Raw genomic sequence first — 20,864 nt, 5'->3', positions numbered from 1 at the left:
AAATTTAACCAATAAATCAGACGAAACCATATCAAGGCATTGTATTTAACAAAATAAAAGTTATAAAACAAGTGCTTTTTTCATATTTTCCCTTTATTTTATGTTAAAATACAATTTAAGAAAACGTTTTCATAAATTAGGTGAATAAAAAAACTTCAAGTTATTTATAAGCTGTATTTTAGAAAGACTAACTATATAAAGTCAAGTGAGAAATAAAAGAGATGGTTTTAGAGTTGAATAATGATTTTACAGAAATGAAAGCACACGAAATAAACCTGAGAAAAGTTCTTTTTTCGCAAGGTTATTGTCTAATTTCATAGGGTTCATTCTTCTTGAGTATCGCATGAATGATATAGCACAGTTTTCTAGCGACAGCTCCAACAGCCGTGAGGTGATGCTTTCCTTCTGAACGCTTTTTTTGATAGAAGTCTTTAAGAACAGGATCGTGTTGTGATGCCACCAAAGCAGCTGAAAATAAAGATTTTCGCAAATAAGGTGACCCTCGCTTGCTCATGACGTTATGTGTAGCTTCATATTCACCAGGTTGTGTGACAGAAGCATCTAAACCAGCATAAGCTACTAACTTTGCAGGATTGGAAAACTTATGAATATCGCCAATTTCTCCAAGAATAGAAGCACCGTTAATGGGGCCGATTCCTGGAACGGTTTCAATGACGGAATGTAGCGTATGCATAATTTTCTTGATTTCCATTTCTGTTTCCTTAATTTGTGTTTCGAGAAACTTCAGCTGTTCAATCATAGAGCGAAGTTGGAAAGTAAAGGCATCTTGGGCAAATTTGATTCCAAAAGAGTGTGACGCTGCCTGTTTTAATGATTCTGCTTTTTCCATACCTAATCGGCTTCGACTGGCTTCACTAAGTAATTCAGCTAATGTATCCGCCGGGACTTTATGAAGTTTTTCAGGGGAGCTATATTCAAGTAAAATTTCTTTGGACGCTTTTCCAAAGATACCTATTTTGCTAAATACAGAATCGTATTCAGGAAATACTTGATCCAATACGGCAATAATTTTTCGTTTAAAGTCACTGGATGTGCCAACCAAATAAGTACGATAACGAGACAATTGTTTGAGAGAGAATATGTTCTCATCGGAAAGGGATGTTTCTATGAAAGCTCCATAGCGAATTAAGTCTGCGATTAATACAGAATCGATAATATCATTCTTTCGTTTTCGAATTTCTGTTCCTTTCCGCCAACCATCTGTTTGAATGGGATTCAGGACATGGATTAAAAGATGACGGTCATGTAAAAATGAGTAGATGGCTAACCAATAGTGCCCAGTAGCTTCCATACCTACAGTAAAGTCGTCTATGGAAGGGGAAAAGGATTGGAGTTTTGTAAGTAATTTTTCTCCACCTTCTGTTGTGTTAGGAAAAGAGAATCCTTTAAGTACAACCTTGCCTTCTTCATTCATAACAGAAGCTACATGAGTACGTTTACCAATATCGATACCAAGGTAGAACATGAAATCACCCTTAAAAAATATTTTGGATTGAATGCCACTCATCTGAAAAGCGTTACTACCTTGTCCTAGATACGGAGTAAGGCGAAAGCCTTCAACATCTAACTCATTCGTAAACTGCTTATCAGAGAGAGGCGCCAGTCTTTCGATAACGAGTTCATAGACCCAAGGAGAAAACGGCTTAACCTCTCAATCCAATAAATATATTATCTCAGAAAAACTGAGTTAATATCTAACTAAATTACTTTGGTTCATAGAGTTTCCTATTAAAAATCGGAAGATAAAAACTCTAAATATAATATACAAGGAGAAAGTCATGAGCGAATTAAAAAGGAAACAGTATCCATTAAAAGGTAGAAAAATCTTGATCACAGGGGTCAGCAGACGAGCCGGAATAGGATATGCTATAGCCAGAAAAGCAGCTGCTTTTGGGGCTTCTGTTATTATTCAACATTATCAAGCACATGATCGAGAGCAGGATTGGGGAGCTGACGACTTAAATGCTGTGATAGAGGGAGTTAAAGCAGAGCTTGTAGAAGACGCATCATTTCATGAGTTTAAAGGAAATTTTATGGATGCTTCTGCTCCTAAGGAATTATTTAAAGAAATCAAAAAGCACTGCGGACATGTAGATGCTCTAGTTTGTAATCATGCCTTGAGTGGTTCCGATGGGCCTTTAGAAGAACTAACGGCAGAGATGATTGACAAACACTATATTATAAATACACGCTCTTCGCTGCTGCTTGCCCAATCATTTATGAAACAGCATTCATCCGAAAAAAATATTGGAAAGATTATTTTTATGACTTCCGGACAGCAGCAAGGTCCTATGCCCGGAGAAGTGGCTTATGCTACTGCAAAAGGCGGATTAGCAGAAATCGTCCTTACGTTAGCTGATGAATTAGCTGAAAAAAATATTACAATTAATACAGTGAATCCTGGTCCAGTAGACACAGGTTATCTAACAGAAAGTAAATGGAAAGAGGTAAGAAGTAAATTCCCATTTAATCGTTTTGGAGAACCCAGTGATACGGCTAATCTCATAAGCTGGTTATTAACGGATGAAGCTTCCTGGATTACAGGGCAGGTGATTAATTCAGAAGGCGGATTTGCACGATGGAGGACTTAAAGAGGGGGGAGTGTTGTTTGATTTATTTAATTGGTTTTAGATTTGATAATGAATATCTACTTAATTCCTATATTTAATGTATCTTTAAGCGTACAGTATAATTAGATTTAATTTATTAAAAATACCAAGTCACTCTATAAATGTGATTTGGTATTTTGGGTGTCATTTTGAAAATGACAGAAATGAAAATTAGTCCATATCAAAGTTAAAATAAATTTTAATGGTAAGCTAAAAACACTTAAATGAGCAATTTCTTATATTATTGCTTATTGCTTTATTTATTTGCAACGACTATACGGTGGTAGGTAAGAATTTGTAAGGCTGCAATATTCCAGGAATAATTCAGGTGTTAATTATACAATGAGTGAAAATGGCAGGATAATCAGATATAATATCTAATAAGAATAGAAGACGTTCAGAGCTGAAAGGATAGAAATTATGGCCACAATTCGAGATATTTCTGAAAAAGCAGGAGTTGCAAAGAGCACCGTGTCCAGGTATTTAAATGATGGATATGTCAGTGAAGCAACAAGAAAAAAGATTGAACAGACAATTAAGGAACTGGAATATATTCCTAACTCTTATGCACAAAATTTGCGCTTAGAAAGTAATCCCACAATTGGGGTGATTATTCCCAGATTTGACTCATATTCTGTAACAACAACGCTGCAGGGAATCGATAAAGAATTGAAACAGTTAAATTATAATATTCTTATTGAGAACACAGATAGAAGTTCTAAAAAAGAAATTGAATATTTGAAGCGACTGGCAAAAATGAAGGTTGCTGGAATTATACTCTTAGCTACAAAAATAACTGATGAACATATTCATGTGATTGAAGCGATAGAGGTTCCTGTTATCGTTATTGGTCAAGAGGATAAAAGATTAAACTGTATTGTATATAAGGATTACGAAGCAGCATATGATCTTGCAGATTATTTAACGTCATATAATTTTTCAAAGAAAGTTTACCTTGGAGTGGGGGAAGAGGATAAATCGGTTGGTTTTTTAAGGAAAAAAGGATTTGTTGATCGGTTTGCCCAGGAGCAGAATGAAGAAATCTTGACTTATTATACGGACTTTTCAATTGATAATGCAATGTATAAAACCAAAGAACTTTTAAGTGAAGTACAGCCGGATTTATTAATTTGTGCAACAGACAATATCGCCATTGGTGCAATGAAATCAATATATGAAAAAAATCTTCGTATTCCAGAAGATATTTCGTTAACGGGTTTTGGTAATTATCAAATTTCCAGCTACTTGACTCCTGAACTGACAACCGTTCATTATGATTATTATAAGGCGGGTCATATTGCTGCTGAAAGCATTGTTCGTATGAGAGGAAAGAAAGCCACTCCTGAAACAATGAAAGTTGATTATCAAGTGCTTCCCAAAAATAGTATTGACAAAACAAAAAGAAAAAGATAAGATTGCCCAAGTATTAAATATGTTATTATAAGAAATGTGGAACCGATTCCATATAATGAATGTGGAATCGGTTCCACAGGTAAGTATAAAGGAGGTTAAACTGTTGGAAACGAAGTGGTGGCAAGATGAAGTAGTATATCAAATTTATCCGAAGAGCTTTTATGATTCTAATGGTGATGGTATCGGAGATTTGAAAGGGATTACAAAAAAATTAGATTATCTGGAAGAATTGGGGATTACGATGATTTGGATTTGCCCTATTTTTACATCACCGATGATAGATAATGGCTATGATATTTCTGATTTTGAAGGAATAAATCCGGAATTTGGAACAATGGATGACTTTGACCAGCTTTTAGCAGAATCGAAAAAACGAAATATTAAAATTATATTGGATTTGGTTATAAACCATACTTCAGATGAACATTTCTGGTTTCAGGAAGCACTAAAAGATCCTTTAAGTAAATACCGGGATTATTATATTTTTAAAACAGGAGTTAACGGTAACCCGCCAAATAATTGGCGTTCTATCTTTGGAGGGTCTGTGTGGGAAAAACTCCCTAATGAAGATTTATACTACTTGCATGTGTTTGACAAAAAACAGCCGGATTTGAATTGGGAAAACAAAGAAATGCGTCAGGAATTATATGCTATGATTAATCGCTGGCTGGATAAAGGGGTAGAAGGTTTTCGAATCGATTCTATCACTTTTATCAAGAAGGATAGCGATTATGCAAGCCTTCCGGCGGATGGAGCAGATGGCCTTGTTTCCTGTAAGCATAAAACACGAAACCGTCCTGGAATTGAAAACTTTCTAAATGAGTTGAAAGCGAATACTTTTGAAAAATATGATGCAGTCACAGTGGGTGAAGCGCCAGGAGTAAAATATGAAGATTTTCATCGATTTATTGGCAAAGATGGTTATTTTTCAATGATATTTGATTTTCATTATGCAGATATTGATGTGGAATCAGGGTCGGATTGGTTTAAGCGGACAAACTGGACTGTTTCCGAATTCAAAGAGTTATTATTTCAATCCCAGCGTGCACTGCAAAATGCTGGTTGGGGAGCGAACTTTTTAGAAAATCACGATCAACCCCGTGTTCTATCTAAGATGGTGAGAGAGAAAGAATGGCAAACACCAGAAACTGCAAAAACATTCGGAATGTTGTATTTCTTTTTAAGAGGAACACCATTTATTTATCAAGGACAAGAGCTTGGAATGAAAAATTTTAATCGTTCGGCAATCGATGCATTTAACGATATTTCCAGCATTGATAATTATTACCGTTCTATACAGGAAGGGTTTACGGAAGAGGAAGCACTTCACTTTGTTAACATGCGAAGCCGTGATAATACGAGAACACCATTTCCGTGGAATGGGGAACGTTACGGCGGTTTTACAACAGGAAAACCATGGCTGGATATGACAGAAGAATATCCGGAAATCAATGCGGTGAATAATTCTGTTTATACATTTTATCAAAAAATGATTCAGTTAAGACGAAACAGTGCATGGAGCAGCGTATTAACTTTTGGAAATATAAAAGAAATAAAAGATGTTCCGGAAGAAGTCATTGCATATGAGCGTGCGGATGAAGAAAAAAGAATAGTTATTTTAGTTAATTTAAGTACAGAAAAGAAAAAAGTAGTATTAAACGAATCAGCCGAGAACATTATTTTACACAGTCAATCGAAGCCCGTGATAACAGGAGAAGAGATTATCATGGAACCCTATCAGGGAATTACAATTGGCTAACAGGGGGGGGAGCAAAAGAATGTCTGAGGATCAATACAAACAAACTGGGGAACAAATTGTAAAAATTATAGGGGAAGACAATATTGAATCGGTAACTCATTGTGCAACGAGATTGCGTTTTAATGTCAAGGATAAAGAGTCTATCGATCAAGAGGCGATTGAAGACATAGAATTAGTCAAAGGTGTTTTCTATCATTCTGGACAATTTCAAGTAATCCTTGGTACAGGGATTGTAAATAAAGTTTACAAAACGATTGCTGGTGAAACGGACAATGAAGAAAGACAGCAAATTAACCAGGGTGAACAAAGTCAAAAATCAAACAAGGGAAAAATACAGCGGGGAGTAAGAACCTTAGCGGATGTATTTATTGCAATTATTCCCGGAATTGTAGCAACAGGGCTGTTTCTTGGATTACAAGGTGTAATCCTAAATGAGACTGTTTTAGGTTTCTTTGGAACAAGTCCAGACGCTATCCCCGAGTCTATATTAACACTGATTTCCGTGTTGACGGATACTGTGTTTGCTTTTCTGCCGGCTTTAATCTGTTGGTCAGCCAATAAGAAATTTGGCGGAACCCCGATTATTGGGTTTGTTATCGGATTGATGCTTGTATCACCTGCCTTGCCAAACGCTTATGAGGTAGCGGATGCAGCATCAAGTGTAGAGCCTTTGCTTGCTTTTGGATTTATTCCAATTGTCGGTTATCAAGGAAGCGTTTTAACGGCACTTGTTGTAGGACTTATAGCAGCAAAAGTGGAAATAAGGTTACGTGCAAAAATGCCTGATTCTCTTGATTTAATGTTTACACCATTTTTCGTTATTATTATCAGTGTGCTGGGAGGATTGCTTGTACTTGGTCCGGTACTTCATGTTGTTGAAAGTGGGCTTGTATATGTTGTCACAGCATTGATTGAGGTGCCATTAGGTATCGGAGGGTTTATCGTTGGACTGATTTATCCGTTGGCTGTGATGACAGGGATGCATCATCTTTTCTTTATGATTGAAACAACCCTGCTGGCTTCGACCGGTTTTAATCCCCTCATTACAATTTGTGCGATGTATGGATTTGCGAACGCTGCCGTATGTTTTGCAATCAGCCGGCGCAGCAAGAAAAAGAATATTAAAGTAATGGGCACCAGTGCTGGGGTTACACAGCTATTAGGGGTTAGTGAACCTGCACTCTTCGGTATTACCATTCGATATGGAACACGTCCGTTAACCGTGATGCTTCTATCCTCGGCCTTGGGAGGAATGGTGTTATCTATCTTGGGTATACAGGCTAATTCATACGGATTGGCAGTTATTTTATCGCCATTAATGTACATTTACAGTGGATATCAATTTGTCACCTATGTTGTTGTAGGGGTTGCGACCTTCGTTTTAGCTTTTATTTTGACTTCTATCTTTGCCGTTCCAAAAGAGCTGCTTAGTGAACCGAACGAAAAACAGGAAACGAAAAGTGCTTAGAGAGTGTGTTCAAAAAGTTCAACACCACTCTGTGAAAGTCTGTTCGTTTATTTTCTGCAGCTTATGTATTAATTGCATAAATGCTGTTTCTTTGAAATGAACAGCACTGCTTTACTTTGTATCGAACTTTTTGAACACACTCATATAAATTAAGAGGTAATTTACTGGTAAGAGGAGAGCGTATCTTCTTACCTATGAAAATATGATAAATTTAGATTGATTCGTGGGATTTGGAAGGGAGCACTGAAAAATAATATGTCTTGGACAAGAGCAACGCGGTACCGCCACTACTGTGAAATGACAGAAGTAGAAGAACAGGAATTATTAGAAATAGTGAACAATAGCATATGGAGACAGAAATTTCATATACAGCCTCCATATGGATTATTAAATGACCCTAACGGTTTTACTTTCTATCAAGGAAAGTATCACTTGTTTTATCAATGGTTCCCTTTTGGACCTGTTCATGGAATGAAACATTGGTATCATGTTGAATCAGAGGATTTAATTCACTGGCAAGAAAAAGGGCTGGGCATCGCACCTGAATACGAGCATGAAAGTCATGGAATATTTTCTGGTTCAGGTATTGTCAAAGATGATTTATTGTATTTATTCTACACAGCGAATAAACGTGATCAGGATTGGAACCGTGAATCTTCTCAAAGCTTTACTGTCATGGATAAGCATGGAAAGTTTACTAAGCAGGAGGAGCCGGTTATTCCAAAACAGCCAGAAGGATATACTGCGAATTTTCGAGATCCTAAGGTTTGGAAGAATGATAATATATTTTATATGATTATCGGAGCAGAAAGAGAAAATCATACAGGCTGTGTTTTAATCTATAAATCTGTTGATTTACGTAACTGGAGCTTTGAAGGTGAACTAAAAACAAACTTTGAGAACTTTGGTTACATGTGGGAATGTCCAGATATCTTTCAAATTGATGGAAAAGATGTACTGTTACTATCTCCTCAAGGACTTGAATCAGAAGGGGATTTTTATCAAAATGTACATAACTCCGGATGCTTTATCGGGAGTCTTAATATAGAAGAGTATTCTTTCCAAAGCGGCGGTTTTCAGGAGCTGGATGCAGGATTTGATTTTTATGCGCCACAGACCACACAGGCTCCGGATGGACGTCAGATTTTAATTGGGTGGATGGGGCTTCCTGATATAACGTATCCTGCTGATAAAGATATGTGGGCGAATTGTCTGACAATACCTAGAGAACTGTACATTAAAAATAATAAGGTATATCAGTCACCAGTGAAGGAATTAGAAGAAAAGAGAGGCTCTCTGACGGAATGGCAAGGAAAGCTGAGCAAAGAAGAAAAATATCTAGAAAACTTTTCAGGGAAAACGTATGAGTTAGTTTGCAATCTGAAGGTGGAAGATGGTACAGGCGGACTAAAGCTTCGTACAGGAAAAGAAGAGGAGACATTGCTCTATTTAGACACGGAGCTTCAAAAAGTAGTGCTTGATCGCAGCAATTCCGGAGAGCCGGTAGCTGTAGATTATGGTACAATACGTCAGGCTGCTTATACAGATAATAAAATTTCTTTACGTATTTTTGTAGATACTTCTTCTATAGAGATTTTTGTAAATGATGGGGAACTTGTTTTTACGACAAGAATTTTTCCCCAAGAAGAGAGCCAAGGGGTTAAAATATTTGCTGATGATACGGAAGTATCTTGGGATATGAAAAAATGGGAATATGGGGATTGATCATTGTTGAAAAATTTATGATAAGCTATTTTCTTGGTATTGGAGGATAGTTCTTCTCGATTGTTAAATAATTTTAATTTAGTTTGAAACAAAGTGTAATTTAAAATAAAGCAGCCATTATAAGAACTCTTTTCTGGTAGTTAATTGTGATACTATTAACTTTATCGGAAATGGGTTCTTTTTTATTCATTATTTATCCTTTTTAAGTTATACATCAGACAAATGATAGTAAATTATGAAGTTTTCTCAAAAGATAAATTAGAATAACCATAGTTCATATCTTTAAATGAATGTTATATTTTAATAAAGAGGAGGTGGGATGATGTATCGTATTCTAATTGTAGATGATGAAAAAGATGAAAGAAACGTCATTCGTTTTTTATTAAAAAAATTTGATTTCGAGTTAGAAATCGTAGAAGCGTCTAATGGGAAAGAAGCTTTTGAAGAATTAGTGAGAAGCCCTGCTGATATTTTACTTACTGATGTGCAAATGCCTTTTGTAAACGGTATAGAATTAGCAACGAAAGTAAGAGAGCGCTATGATGATATAGAAATTATATTTTTTAGCGGTCATGATGATTTTAATTTTGTTAAGAAAGCGCTAACGCTAAGAGCTGATAATTATATATTAAAGCCTGTTAAACCAGAAGAATTTAATCAAACAATGACAGAAGTAATGAGGAATATTAGAAAACGTAAAGAGGAGCAAGAAAAAAGAGAAGTAAATCAATTATTTATAAAACAGCATATTCTATATCGTTTATTAAATCAAACACCGATAGATATATTGAAAAATGAATACCCTTTCTTAAATTTTGATTTTTTGAATGACTATAATCGAATGATTCTTGTCCATTCTGATACTGCTTTTTTGGATAGTTTGTTTGAGGAAGAAAATGAATATTTTTATGAAGTAATTAAGAGAGCCACGTTTGATAGTAAATATGACGTAATTAATCTAAATCCTTTTCAAATCGTCTTACTATTTAAAGATAATTTAAGGATACCAATTACATATAAGGAAGCTGCTACGCAAATACAACAAAAAATCCAAGAAACATATGGAATTAATTGTGTTCTTTCTGTAAGTAATCATATGAAAAATCCAGTTCAAATGGCTCAAACGTATAATGAGTTAGAAGGCTATTTAAAAGATCGCTTTTTTTATTCAGATGTCTTTATTTATCCAATTGATACACCATTAACAGATAGTAAAGAGTATAAAGAAGACGAATATTTATTAGAAGAAATTGAAAAAGCGCTTCAACAGGCAGATACGATAGAGTTAGAGAAAAAGATAACTGTCATTATTCAAAAGTACGATAAAAGAACGAAGACTTCACAAGGTTATCTTCGCTTCTTGTTCGCCCGGGTGCTGCAGCTGTTTTTTCAGACAATGCCGGAATACAGTAAAGACAGCATGAATAGGTACATTGAATTAATCTACTCTTATAAACATTTCTCTGACATCAAGCAGACTTTACTGGAAGTACAAAGGAAAGTAATAAAAGGATTAGAAGAAGAAAAAAATTCATCTAAACATGTCATTGAAATAGTAAAACAATATATTGTAGAAAATATAGAAAAGGACCTGGGTTTGGACATGTTAGCGGAAAAAGTATATTTAACGCCTGGCTATTTAAGTGATAAGTTCAAACAGGATACTGGGGTAGGAATTAATAAATATATTAAACAGGTAAGGATGAATAAAGCAGAGGAATTGCTTAGTAATACCAATATGAAAGTGAATACTATAAGTAAAACAATTGGTTATAAAAACGATTCCTATTTTATTAGAATTTTTAGAGAGCATTTAGGTGTCAGTCCCAAAAAATACCGGGAGATGAAAAGAAGGTAGAGGTGAAGTGAATGAGATGAATCTTTTTAAACAAGGCTTTATTAATTTAAAATTCCGAAAGAAAATATTATTGATTTGTATTGTTGCCAGCTGTTTGCCTATTATGACGTTAGGAAGTATGTGGTATTACCAAATACAAGATGCATTAGTTACCCGTGAAAATGAAAATCTTTCTGAAGCATTAAACCAGTCCATTCTAAATATAGATTATAAAATCGATAATTATTTGAATATAGTTAATCAAATTGTATGGAATGATGAAATAAAAAATGGATTAACTGCAGAGTATGATAACAACTATGAAATGTATAAGTTTTATAATGATACATTGGCTCCTACTTTGGCTACCCCGCCAACTTTACAGACGGATATTGATTCTATTACCGTTTATACCGATAATCAAATGAACCCGTATGATCAATTACTGAGACCACTGGCAGACATTAATCAAAATAGCTGGTTTAACAGTACCAAGGACTCAAATCGGCCAACTTTGATAGCTTCATCGGAGGATGAAACATTTAAGCTGATTTATCCAATATTTGATGAACGCAGAATGTATAATAATATTCTTCAAATGGAAATAAATTATCAACAATTTTTTGTTGCAATGTCCAGTTTATTTGAAGAGGATTATGGTGTCGCAATTTTGGACAGTGACGGAAATCCTGTTTATTCATATGAAACATTTTCTGATAGAAGTCTGGAAGGTAAATTTTCGTTATTAGAGTCAGCAGAAGGTGTTGATAACATTGAATCTGATTTTGTCATTCAACAAGCTGAATTACCTTCTTATAGTTGGACTGTTTATTTATATCGGCCGACTGATATTATTTCTGCTGCTACGCTTCCGATGAGAGTAACGGTTGTATTGGTTATCTTATTAAGTATTTTAATTATGGTATTATCTATTTATTTATTGGCAAAAGTAGTGGTTAGACCACTAGAAAAACTATCGAAAAATATGCGAAAGATAGAAGAAGGAGATTTGACAGTCTCCGTTTTTAACAGCGGTACGGATGAAATTGGAAGCTTAATCAAACAATTTGGAGATATGGTCAATAAATTAAATAATATGATCAATCAGGTATATAAAAGTAAAATTGCCCAGCAAGAATATGAAATGAAAGCTTTACAGGCGCAAATCAATCCGCATTTTTTCTACAATAGCCTTTCATTGATTAATAGTAAAGCTATTATGGCAGAACAAGAAGAGATCAGCCAGATGGCTCAACACCTGTCCAGCTTTTATCGAACTACTTTAAATAAAGGGAGAAGTATTATAGAAGTAGAGAAAGAACTTGAAAATGTGATTTCTTATATAAATATTCAACAATTAATGCATTCCAATTCATTTGATGTACATTATGAACTGGATAAATCAACTTATCACTATACCATGTTAAATTTACTTTTACAGCCATTAGTGGAGAATGCTATTAATCATGGAATCGACCATAAAGAAAGTTCTGAGCGTGGGAAATTGATGATCAAATTAAAAAGAATAGAAAATACATTAGAATTTTCTGTGACTGATAATGGAGTAGGAATAGACCCAACGAAGCTACAGTCCATCTTAACTACCAAGGCGGAAGGATATGGTGTTAGAAATGTCCATAATAGAGTGCAATTATTTTATGGTTCTTCTTACGGTTTAAGGTATGAAAGTGAAATGGATTACTATACGAAAGTAACTTTGGTTATCCCAATTGTTCATGGAGAGACACAATTGTCTCACCATGTAGATGAATAGGAGAAAAACTCCACAAAATAGTTGTGGGGTTTTTTTAATTCAAGCATGAAAATAATAAAATATTCCGGAAAATAGTATATGAAAACGGATTATTTGATATTTCCCATGCGTCAAACATCAATTAAAATAAATTTATACGAAATCGATGGCCATGATTTTGCTAGAAAGACAGAATATGAAGGGGGATTACAAGGAAATGAAAACGGATTCATTTAAAAGTATTAAATTCTTAATAATTTTATTGATGCTAACCAGTACATTAGCTGCATGTGTACAGAAATCTTCCAATGATGGGGAAACAACAACAGAAGATGGCAAGCCTATTATCAATATCGGCCGTTCGACAGGCTCCAATCCTAAACTGCCTGAAGGGGATACTTTTGAAGATAATGCGTATACTCGTGTAGCTGAAGAAGTATTAGATATAGAGATTCGAAATGCATTCGAAGCAGAGGGAGAAGACTATAACAGGCAAGTAGCTTTGGCTATTTCTTCTGGAGATTTACCAGATATGATGATCGTTTCCAGAGAGGAGCTAAAAGATTTAGTCGATAATGATTTAATTGAAGATTTAAGCGATGTATATGAAGAAAATGCGAGTGATTATATTAAAGAAACCTATGCCACCTATGATAATCAGCCTTTAGAAGATGCGACCTTTGAGGACAGCCTTATGGCACTTCCAGGAACGGAGTCTCTGGCAGCACCGCAAATGGTTTGGATACGTGAGGATTGGTTAGAAGAATTAGATTTATCAATAGATGAAGATGGAGACAGCCTGATTACTTTGGATGAATTGGAAGAAGTTGCGAAATCTTTCATCGAAAATGATCCAGGTGATTCTGGCAATCCGGTTGGGATACCTTTTGAAAATTATTTAAATGCAGGAGATTATGGATCATTTACGATGAATTCTATTGCTGCGGTTTATGAAGGACAGCCTAAAAAATATTTAATAGAAGAAGATGGCAGTATTTCCTATGGATCAACGTCAGAAGGTACAAAACAAGCACTTGAATTAATGAATGACTGGTTTGAGGAAGGTATCATTGACCCGCAATTTGGAACGAGATCATTTGATGACATTATGGCCTTGCTTACAAATGGGCAAACAGGTATCGCAACAGGCCCTTGGCATATACCGGACTGGGGGTTATCGAATATTAGAGAGATGGATAATGATGCAAGATTTACAGCTTATGCATTAGCGGATGATGAGGGCAAAGTAAATGTACCCGAACAAAAAACAACAGGCAGTAATTTTATCGTTGTCAGGAAAGGATATGAGCATCCAGAAAAAGCAGTCGAAATGTTGAACTTATTTTATGACGACATTGAAAATACAACAGAAGAGGATATGGAAAATACGTTCCCTGAGGTCGCAGAATATTTGGAACAAGGTGTCGATGATTCAACGAAACCATTTAACATCGTAGTTCTTCCAATGCAGACATATTTGGATGATTATCAAGATGTTCAAGCTGTTTTGAATGAAGAGATGGCTGTTGAAGAAATTACTAATCCTCAAGTTAGACAAAGTATAAATGGAATTGAAAATTATACGGAAAATCCTGAGGACGCACCAACTTCTAACTGGTCCAGCTATCATTCCCGTATTGTAGGGTGGGGGTTAATGAACAAGCTGACGGAAGAAGAACGATTTAATTGGGTAGAAGCAGCTTATGTGGTGAACACACCAACCATGGAACAAAAAGGAGCTAACCTAACAAAGTTAGAAGAAGAAGACTTTATTAAGATTATAACAGGAGCAGAGCCGGTTGATTATTTTGATACGTTTGTTGACAACTGGCATAATCAAGGCGGTAACGAAATCCTGGATGAAATAGAAGAAGAGCTGACTCAACAAGAATAGATAGTGAAGAGGGGCTGAGCAACAGCCCCTCTGTTACACATTAGGAAAGCATAAAATTTTAGCGCAGAAGTGATTCGACGTAGTAAAAATTTTTAGGTACCAAGTATAAGCGCAACTAAGGCATTCGCCGAAAGGCTTGCACTCCAGAGCATAAGGGATTCTAAGAAAGCAAAATACGCTTTCAAGACTCCCTTTAACGAATACCAAGTTTTCTTTAAAGGAGGGAAAGAAGTTGGCAATAAATAATCAGGTTGCACCTACACGTGATCGTAAGAAAGATGTGAAAAAGGCGAAATTAACCTACCACGCTATGCTAGCGCCAGGAATGATTTTTTTGCTTATATTTAGCTTTGCGCCAATGTTTGGAATCATCATGGCTTTTCAGGATTTTGTACCGGCAAAAGGTTTCTTTGGCTCAGAGTTTGTAGGACTGGAACATTTCAGTTATATGTTCAACCTTCCTGATATTGGAAAAGTGTTTCGGAATACAATTGTAATTGCATTAGGGAAAATTATTTTTGGTTCGCTGCTTGCAATTGCATTTGCGATTTTATTAAATGAAATTCGTGTGAAATTGCTTAAAAAATCTGTACAGACTATTGTTTATTTACCTCACTTTTTATCATGGGTAGTTTTGGCAACGGTTGTGGTCAATTTATTTAGTTTGGACGGAACGGTTAATCAAATTTTAGATTCGTTCGATCTGGATAGAATTAATTTTCTTGGAAGTAATACCTGGTTTCAGCCCTTATTAATTGGTTCGGATGTCTGGAAAGAGTTTGGCTTTAACTCCGTGATTTATTTAGCTGCTATTGCTTCTATCGATCCAGGCTTGCATGAAGCTGCCAGTATGGATGGAGCAAATTGGTGGAAACGTGTTTGGCATATTACCTTACCGGGGATGCTGCCGATTATCCTGCTCTTAGCCATTTTAAGTCTCCCAAGTGTATTAGAAGGCGGCTTTGATCAAGTATATAACCTCTATTCTCCAATGGTTTATGAAACTGGAGATACGATTGATACTTATGTATATAGAGAAGGTCTGGTCGGGCGTGATTACAGTTTTGGAGCAGCTGTAGGTTTGTTTAGATCTGTAATTGGTTTGATTCTAATACTGTCAGCTAATAATATAGCCAAAAAATTCACAGAAAGAAAATTATTCTAAGGGGGAGTATAAATGATACAAGGAAATAGTCTCTCCACGAAAATGGGAAAATTTATCATTTATCTTATCGTTATATTTTTGGGGTTAATATGTCTATTACCCTTGTGGAATATCGTTGCTATATCCTTCAGCAGCGGGGCAGCAGTGGCGGCTAACATAGTTGGACTTACGCCGGTCAATTTTTCAACAGGTGCTTACGAAATGATTATGGAGGATGCACAGTTCTGGAGATCATTCTTTATATCTGTACAGCGCGTGGTGCTTGCTTTAGTAATTAACTTGACATTAATTGTGTTAATGGCTTACCCATTATCCAAAACGAAACGTGAATTCAAGAGTAGAAATATCTATATGAACATCATTATTTTTGCCATGTTATTTAGCGGCGGATTAATTCCGACCTATATTATCATCAGGAACCTGAATTTATTAGATACCATTTGGGTTTTAGTCTTACCGGGGGCAGTACCAATTTTTAGCGTGATTTTAATTATGAATTTCTTTGTCGGTGTCCCAAAATCTTTGGAAGAAGCAGCTATTATTGATGGTGCCAGTCCACTGCAAATATTAACTAAAGTCTATATTCCGGTTTCTTTGCCTGCTCTGGCAACAGTGGCATTGTTTAGTATTGTAGGTAACTGGAATGATTTTATGACGGGACTTATTTATATGAGTCAAGTAAGTAACTATCCGATTATGACCTATATTCAGTCTCTTACCATTGATATTTCTGAGTTGGTGAGGTCTGGTACAAATAGTGATGCGCTGCAGAATATTGCTGAAGTACAGAATCGTAATCTTAATGCTGCAAAGATAGTAGTTTCTACGATTCCTTTATTATTGATTTATCCTTTTCTTCAAAAATACTTTGTAACGGGGATTGTTGTAGGATCTGTTAAAGAATAGTGTCAACTGGGGAGGAATAAAACATGGGTAGTATCTTAAGGATAGATGGTCCTGTATATCATTTTTTGTCTAGAGTAGTAGAATTGATTTTACTAAATATAGTGTTTATCCTTTGCTGTTTGCCAATTATTACAATTGGTGCTTCTGTTACTGCCATGTTTTCACTCACGTTGAAAATGGTTAGAGGGGAAGAGGGCGGACTAATCAACGGATTTTGGCAGGCATTCAAAAATAATTTCAAACAAAGTACGCTTGTTTGGGGATTTTTAGCTTTATTCGGTATGATTTTAGTGCTAAATTATTTCTTTTTACAATTTTATACTGGAAAATCTTCAACAATCATTTTAATGAGTTTAGTAATGTTCTCGGCAATTTTCTGTATATATCTTGTATTGATTTTTCCATATATTGCTCGTTATAAGTGTACGATCAAACAAGCTTGCATAAATGTATTAAAAATGAGTATAGCTAATCCTTTTCTAACGTTATTAATTATAGTTATGACACTGGGGCCAACTGTTTTAATGTTTTTTTCACCGTTCGTATTCGTGATAAAAATATATTTGGATATTTTTATCGGTTTTTCATTAATTATTTATATTAGCTCGTTTATGATTAGGAGATTATTTGATAAGTATGAAACTTAACAGTAGATTTTTGGAAACTAATATTAGTAACAGCTGAATAAAATTCTAGTATATTAAACAAATTCTTTGATAAACTGTCAGATTTTAGCGGGTGAGTTCGCGGAATTTCTTAATAAGTTGTTTAAGTCAACTTATTAAGAAATTCTATTTAAACATTGTATGGTGTTACTACAAAGAGTGTTGCATTTACTAATGCAATATATATAAATCGAATTAATAAATTTGTCTTTTGTTTCTAAAAAAATTCAATAATTATTGACAATTGAAAGCGATATCTTTATTATGTAATTAAATATTAAACGTTTAACTTTTTTATTTAGGAGAGGGTGTCTTTTGAACGTAACTTTAAAAGATGTAAGTAAACATTGCGGTTTATCAACAGCTACAGTATCGCATGTATTACATGGCACAAAATCTGTAAAGAAAGAAACGAAAGAGAAAGTGTTAAAATCTGTTGAAGCATTAGGTTATATACCACATGCATCCGCTCGCCAGCTTAAATCTGGTTCTAGCCAACTAATTGGTGTTTTAACCATTGGTTATAATCCATTTTTTACAGATGTACTTAATGGAATACAGGTTCAAGCAGAAGCCTTAGGGTGGAAAATTATTGTAGGAAGTACAGGGGAAGACATAGAAGCACAACAATCATTTCTTGATTCTCTGATGCAACAAAGAGCAGAAGGAATTATTATGGCACCAACAAAAGGATGGACAAAGGAAAAATTAAAACGCTATCTAAATAACACATCTATGGTTTTTTTGGATCGTAAAGTGCCTGGTCTGGAAGAATATACGTTAGCTACAAATAATGAACAAATTTCAGTTGAAGCAGTGAATCATCTAATCAACGAACATTCCTATAAAGAAATAGGTATTATTTATGCAAATACGGAAGTTTCCTCTATGGAAGATCGAAAGCAGGGATATATGGAGGCAATGAAATCTGCTGGTTTCCCTGTAAAAGACAGCTTTATAGCTTGTGGTGACGGAAGTATTGAAACTGGTCAGAAAGCAATGAAACAATTATTGGACCAAAATCCTCGTATAGAAGCAGTTTACATTACGAATAACCAATTACTTTTAGGAGCATATAGAGAGTTGAAAAAAAGAGATAAAAAAATTCCTGATGACATTGCAGTTATAGGATTTGACATAGAACCATGGATGGAATTTTTACATCCGCAAATCACTATTATTGAACAACCTGTTCAAAGAATAGGGGAGCAAGCAATACAAAAGTTATTAGATATAAAAAACGGAGAAAATAAAAAGACAGAGGAGTTAAATAATAAATTGATTATTGGAGAGACATGCGGATGTACTCAAAGTAAAATTTAAATAATAAATTTGATAAACTTCTTATTTTTAATTTTAAAGTTAAACGTTTAACTTTTCTTGGAGGATGAAGAAAATGAAAAAAATCATTTGGTTTTCTAGTCTTATTCTACTTTTATTAATAGTAGGTTGTAGTAACAATGAGAATGCTTCTTCTGAAGAGGATATGCAGGAACCTGTAGACTATTCTGAGCCAGAAGGAACAATTGTATGGTCAAGCGGAGGCCTTTCTGGATTAGGGTTAAGACAAGAATTAATAGAAGGGTTTGAAGAACAATACCCAAACGTTAATGTTGAGTTGGAGGAAGCGCCGTCTACTACAAATCAATCACAAACTTATTATACGACCACAATTGGAGGGCAAAACGAAACACCGGATATTTACAGCGGGGATTCCAATTGGCCAGCACAATTTGGGAATGCAAACATTGCGATGGATTTGTCAAATGTAATGCCAGAGGAATTTTGGAATCGTTTTCCAGAAACATTGATTGATTCTGTTACTTACGAAGGCGGAATCTATGGTGCTCCATTCTATGATAATATCGGCGTTCTTTATTATCGCGAGGATATTTTAGAAGAAGCGGGGTTGCCTGTTCCGAGCACATGGGAAGAATTGCAAGAAACCTCCATACAATTACAAGAAGAGGGATATGTGGACTACGGGTTCGTTTGGCAGGGAGCTTCTTATGAAGGGTTAACGACAAATTTCTTAGAATATTTACGTGCAGCAGGCGGGGATGTCTTAGATGAAGATGAGAATGTCGTGATTAACTCACCGGAAACTGAAAAAGCTTTGTCCTTTGTAAAAGAATTGTTTACGAGCGGTGCAACACCAAATGCAGTAGCTACTTTTCATGAAGATGAAGCAACGAATACGTTTAGTTCAGGATCAGCAGCTTTCTTACGTAATTGGATGAGTTACTATGGTCAATTACAGGATCCGGATACCTCTGCAATAAGTGAAAATGTAGGAATAGTACCGCTTCCTTCCTTTAAAGGCGGAGAAAGTAATACAACACAATCCGGATGGAATGTGTTTATCAATCCAAATACAGAGAACCTAGAAGCATCTTTAGCTTTTATGGATTATTTAACAGGTGAAGAAGCTCAAAGGCTGATGGTAGAAAAACATGATATGATTCCGACCAATATCAGTATTACGGAAGATCCTGAAATGATTCAGGAATATCCTATATTAGAAATTTATCAAGAAGCAGTTCCGACACCAAGGCCGAAATCTCCAAATTATAATGCTATTTCTGAAGGTATATATATGAATGTGAATGATATGTTTGTCAGAGATCGAGGTGTTAAGGAAATACTGGAAGTTATGGAAGAACAAATAAAATCAGCAAATGAATCTGGATTATAACACAAGAAAAGAGGTTTAGGCATGTCAAATAGAACTAAAAATGTGAACCAACAACCCTTGCATCATAGACCATGGAAAAAAAACGTGCCCGGATATTTAATGGTGCTTCCTGCTTTTCTAGTGCTTGCAGCGATTATGTTCTATCCCATTTTTTACACCATTCGTATGAGCTTAAGCAATGTAGATATCTCAAGTAGCGGGTATATATTCGATTTTATTGGGCTGCAGCATTACATTGATATCTTCACCAATTCGGTTTATTGGGATAGCATATGGTTTACATTCTATTTTGCTTTTGTCACGGTTGCTGTTGAAATTGTTCTAGGACTGTTAATTGCGCTAGCGATTAATAAAGTGAAGCGTTTATTAAATGTATCTCTGGTTGTTATGTTAATCCCATGGGCATTAATCACTGTCGTATCCGGACAGATGTGGTCATACATCTACAATGCTGTTTATGGCGTATTAAACTATGTTTTGGAAACACTTCATCTGATTGACAGCCCAATTGCTTGGCTGGCGACTCCCGATACAGCTGTTATCAGCATGATGATTGCAGAAATATGGAAGACCACACCATTTGTTGTCATTATATTATTAGCAGGATTACAAATGGTTCCAAAGGATCAATATGAAGCAGCCTCGATGGATGGAGCAAATGTTTGGCAACAATTTTGGAAGATTACATTGCCAGCTATTAAAGGTAGTATTGCAGTTTCTATTATTTTTCGCTTATTACAAGCTTTTGGGGTATTTGATTTACCGTTTGTATTAACAGGCGGCGGACCGGGTAATGCTACGCAACCAGTTGCAATGTTAGCACAAAAATCATTGTTTCAGAATTTGAATTTTGGTCTAGGTTCAGCGATTGCTGTAAGCGTTGTATTTTTCATTATTATGTTGTCAATTACATTTTATCCGCTGATTCGCTCTGTTGTGAAAGGAGAGTCTTAA

General features: G+C 35.3%; 15 protein-coding genes. 14 read left to right on the top strand and 1 reads right to left on the bottom strand.

Annotated elements, in window-relative coordinates; genetic code table 11:
- Nucleotides 1-301 precede the first annotated feature (301 nt).
- Nucleotides 302-1,486 carry an IS110 family transposase gene (locus MKY65_RS18810; protein WP_339185204.1) on the bottom strand — a complete coding sequence of 395 codons (1,185 nt, stop codon included), beginning with the start codon at nt 1,484-1,486 and terminating at the stop codon, nt 302-304.
- A 313-nt stretch (nt 1,487-1,799) separates the two neighbouring features.
- Between MKY65_RS18810 and MKY65_RS18805 the strand changes: the two genes are divergently transcribed.
- The 14 genes from MKY65_RS18805 to MKY65_RS18740 all read left to right on the top strand — a co-directional run bounded on the left by MKY65_RS18805 (nt 1,800) and on the right by MKY65_RS18740 (nt 20,864).
- A complete protein-coding gene (locus MKY65_RS18805) occupies nt 1,800-2,612 on the top strand; it encodes an SDR family oxidoreductase (RefSeq protein WP_339179525.1) in 813 nt (270 codons plus the stop codon).
- A 438-nt stretch (nt 2,613-3,050) separates the two neighbouring features.
- A complete protein-coding gene (locus MKY65_RS18800; RefSeq protein ID WP_339179523.1) occupies nt 3,051-4,043 on the top strand; it encodes a LacI family DNA-binding transcriptional regulator in 993 nt (330 codons plus the stop codon).
- 103 nt (nt 4,044-4,146) lie between these two features.
- Nucleotides 4,147-5,802: an alpha-glucosidase gene (locus tag MKY65_RS18795; RefSeq protein WP_339179520.1), complete on the top strand. Its 1,656-nt coding sequence runs from the start codon at nt 4,147-4,149 to the stop codon at nt 5,800-5,802.
- Between the two features lie 19 nt (nt 5,803-5,821).
- Entirely contained in the window at nt 5,822-7,270 is a 1,449-nt protein-coding gene (locus MKY65_RS18790; protein WP_339179519.1) for a PTS transporter subunit EIIC, read from the top strand.
- Nucleotides 7,271-7,525: 255 nt separating this feature from the next.
- Complete coding sequence (locus MKY65_RS18785) at nt 7,526-8,995, top strand: sucrose-6-phosphate hydrolase (protein WP_339179518.1); 1,470 nt, start codon at nt 7,526-7,528, stop codon at nt 8,993-8,995.
- A gap of 319 nt (nt 8,996-9,314) precedes the next feature.
- Nucleotides 9,315-10,853: a response regulator gene (locus tag MKY65_RS18780; RefSeq protein WP_339179515.1), complete on the top strand. Its 1,539-nt coding sequence runs from the start codon at nt 9,315-9,317 to the stop codon at nt 10,851-10,853.
- Between the two features lie 16 nt (nt 10,854-10,869).
- Entirely contained in the window at nt 10,870-12,606 is a 1,737-nt protein-coding gene (locus MKY65_RS18775) for a sensor histidine kinase (RefSeq protein ID WP_339185309.1), read from the top strand.
- A 196-nt stretch (nt 12,607-12,802) separates the two neighbouring features.
- On the top strand, nt 12,803-14,479 hold the full coding sequence (locus MKY65_RS18770; RefSeq protein ID WP_339179513.1) for an extracellular solute-binding protein: 1,677 nt from the start codon (nt 12,803-12,805) through the stop codon (nt 14,477-14,479).
- A gap of 310 nt (nt 14,480-14,789) precedes the next feature.
- Nucleotides 14,790-15,644, top strand: a complete 855-nt coding sequence (locus MKY65_RS18765) for an ABC transporter permease subunit (protein WP_339185307.1) — start codon at nt 14,790-14,792, stop codon at nt 15,642-15,644.
- A 12-nt stretch (nt 15,645-15,656) separates the two neighbouring features.
- Entirely contained in the window at nt 15,657-16,550 is an 894-nt protein-coding gene (locus MKY65_RS18760; protein ID WP_339179511.1) for a carbohydrate ABC transporter permease, read from the top strand.
- A gap of 23 nt (nt 16,551-16,573) precedes the next feature.
- Nucleotides 16,574-17,197 carry a YesL family protein gene (locus tag MKY65_RS18755; protein WP_339179509.1) on the top strand — a complete coding sequence of 208 codons (624 nt, stop codon included), beginning with the start codon at nt 16,574-16,576 and terminating at the stop codon, nt 17,195-17,197.
- 333 nt (nt 17,198-17,530) lie between these two features.
- On the top strand, nt 17,531-18,538 hold the full coding sequence (locus MKY65_RS18750; protein WP_339179508.1) for a substrate-binding domain-containing protein: 1,008 nt from the start codon (nt 17,531-17,533) through the stop codon (nt 18,536-18,538).
- Between the two features lie 73 nt (nt 18,539-18,611).
- Nucleotides 18,612-19,910, top strand: a complete 1,299-nt coding sequence (locus tag MKY65_RS18745) for an ABC transporter substrate-binding protein (RefSeq protein ID WP_339179507.1) — start codon at nt 18,612-18,614, stop codon at nt 19,908-19,910.
- Nucleotides 19,911-19,931: 21 nt separating this feature from the next.
- A complete protein-coding gene (locus MKY65_RS18740) occupies nt 19,932-20,864 on the top strand; it encodes a sugar ABC transporter permease (protein WP_339179505.1) in 933 nt (310 codons plus the stop codon).

The sequence above is a fragment of the Oceanobacillus sp. FSL W7-1293 genome (assembly GCF_037969815.1).
Taxonomy (GTDB): domain Bacteria; phylum Bacillota; class Bacilli; order Bacillales; family Amphibacillaceae; genus Oceanobacillus; species Oceanobacillus oncorhynchi.
This window is presented reverse-complemented; position numbering and strand designations above follow the sequence as displayed.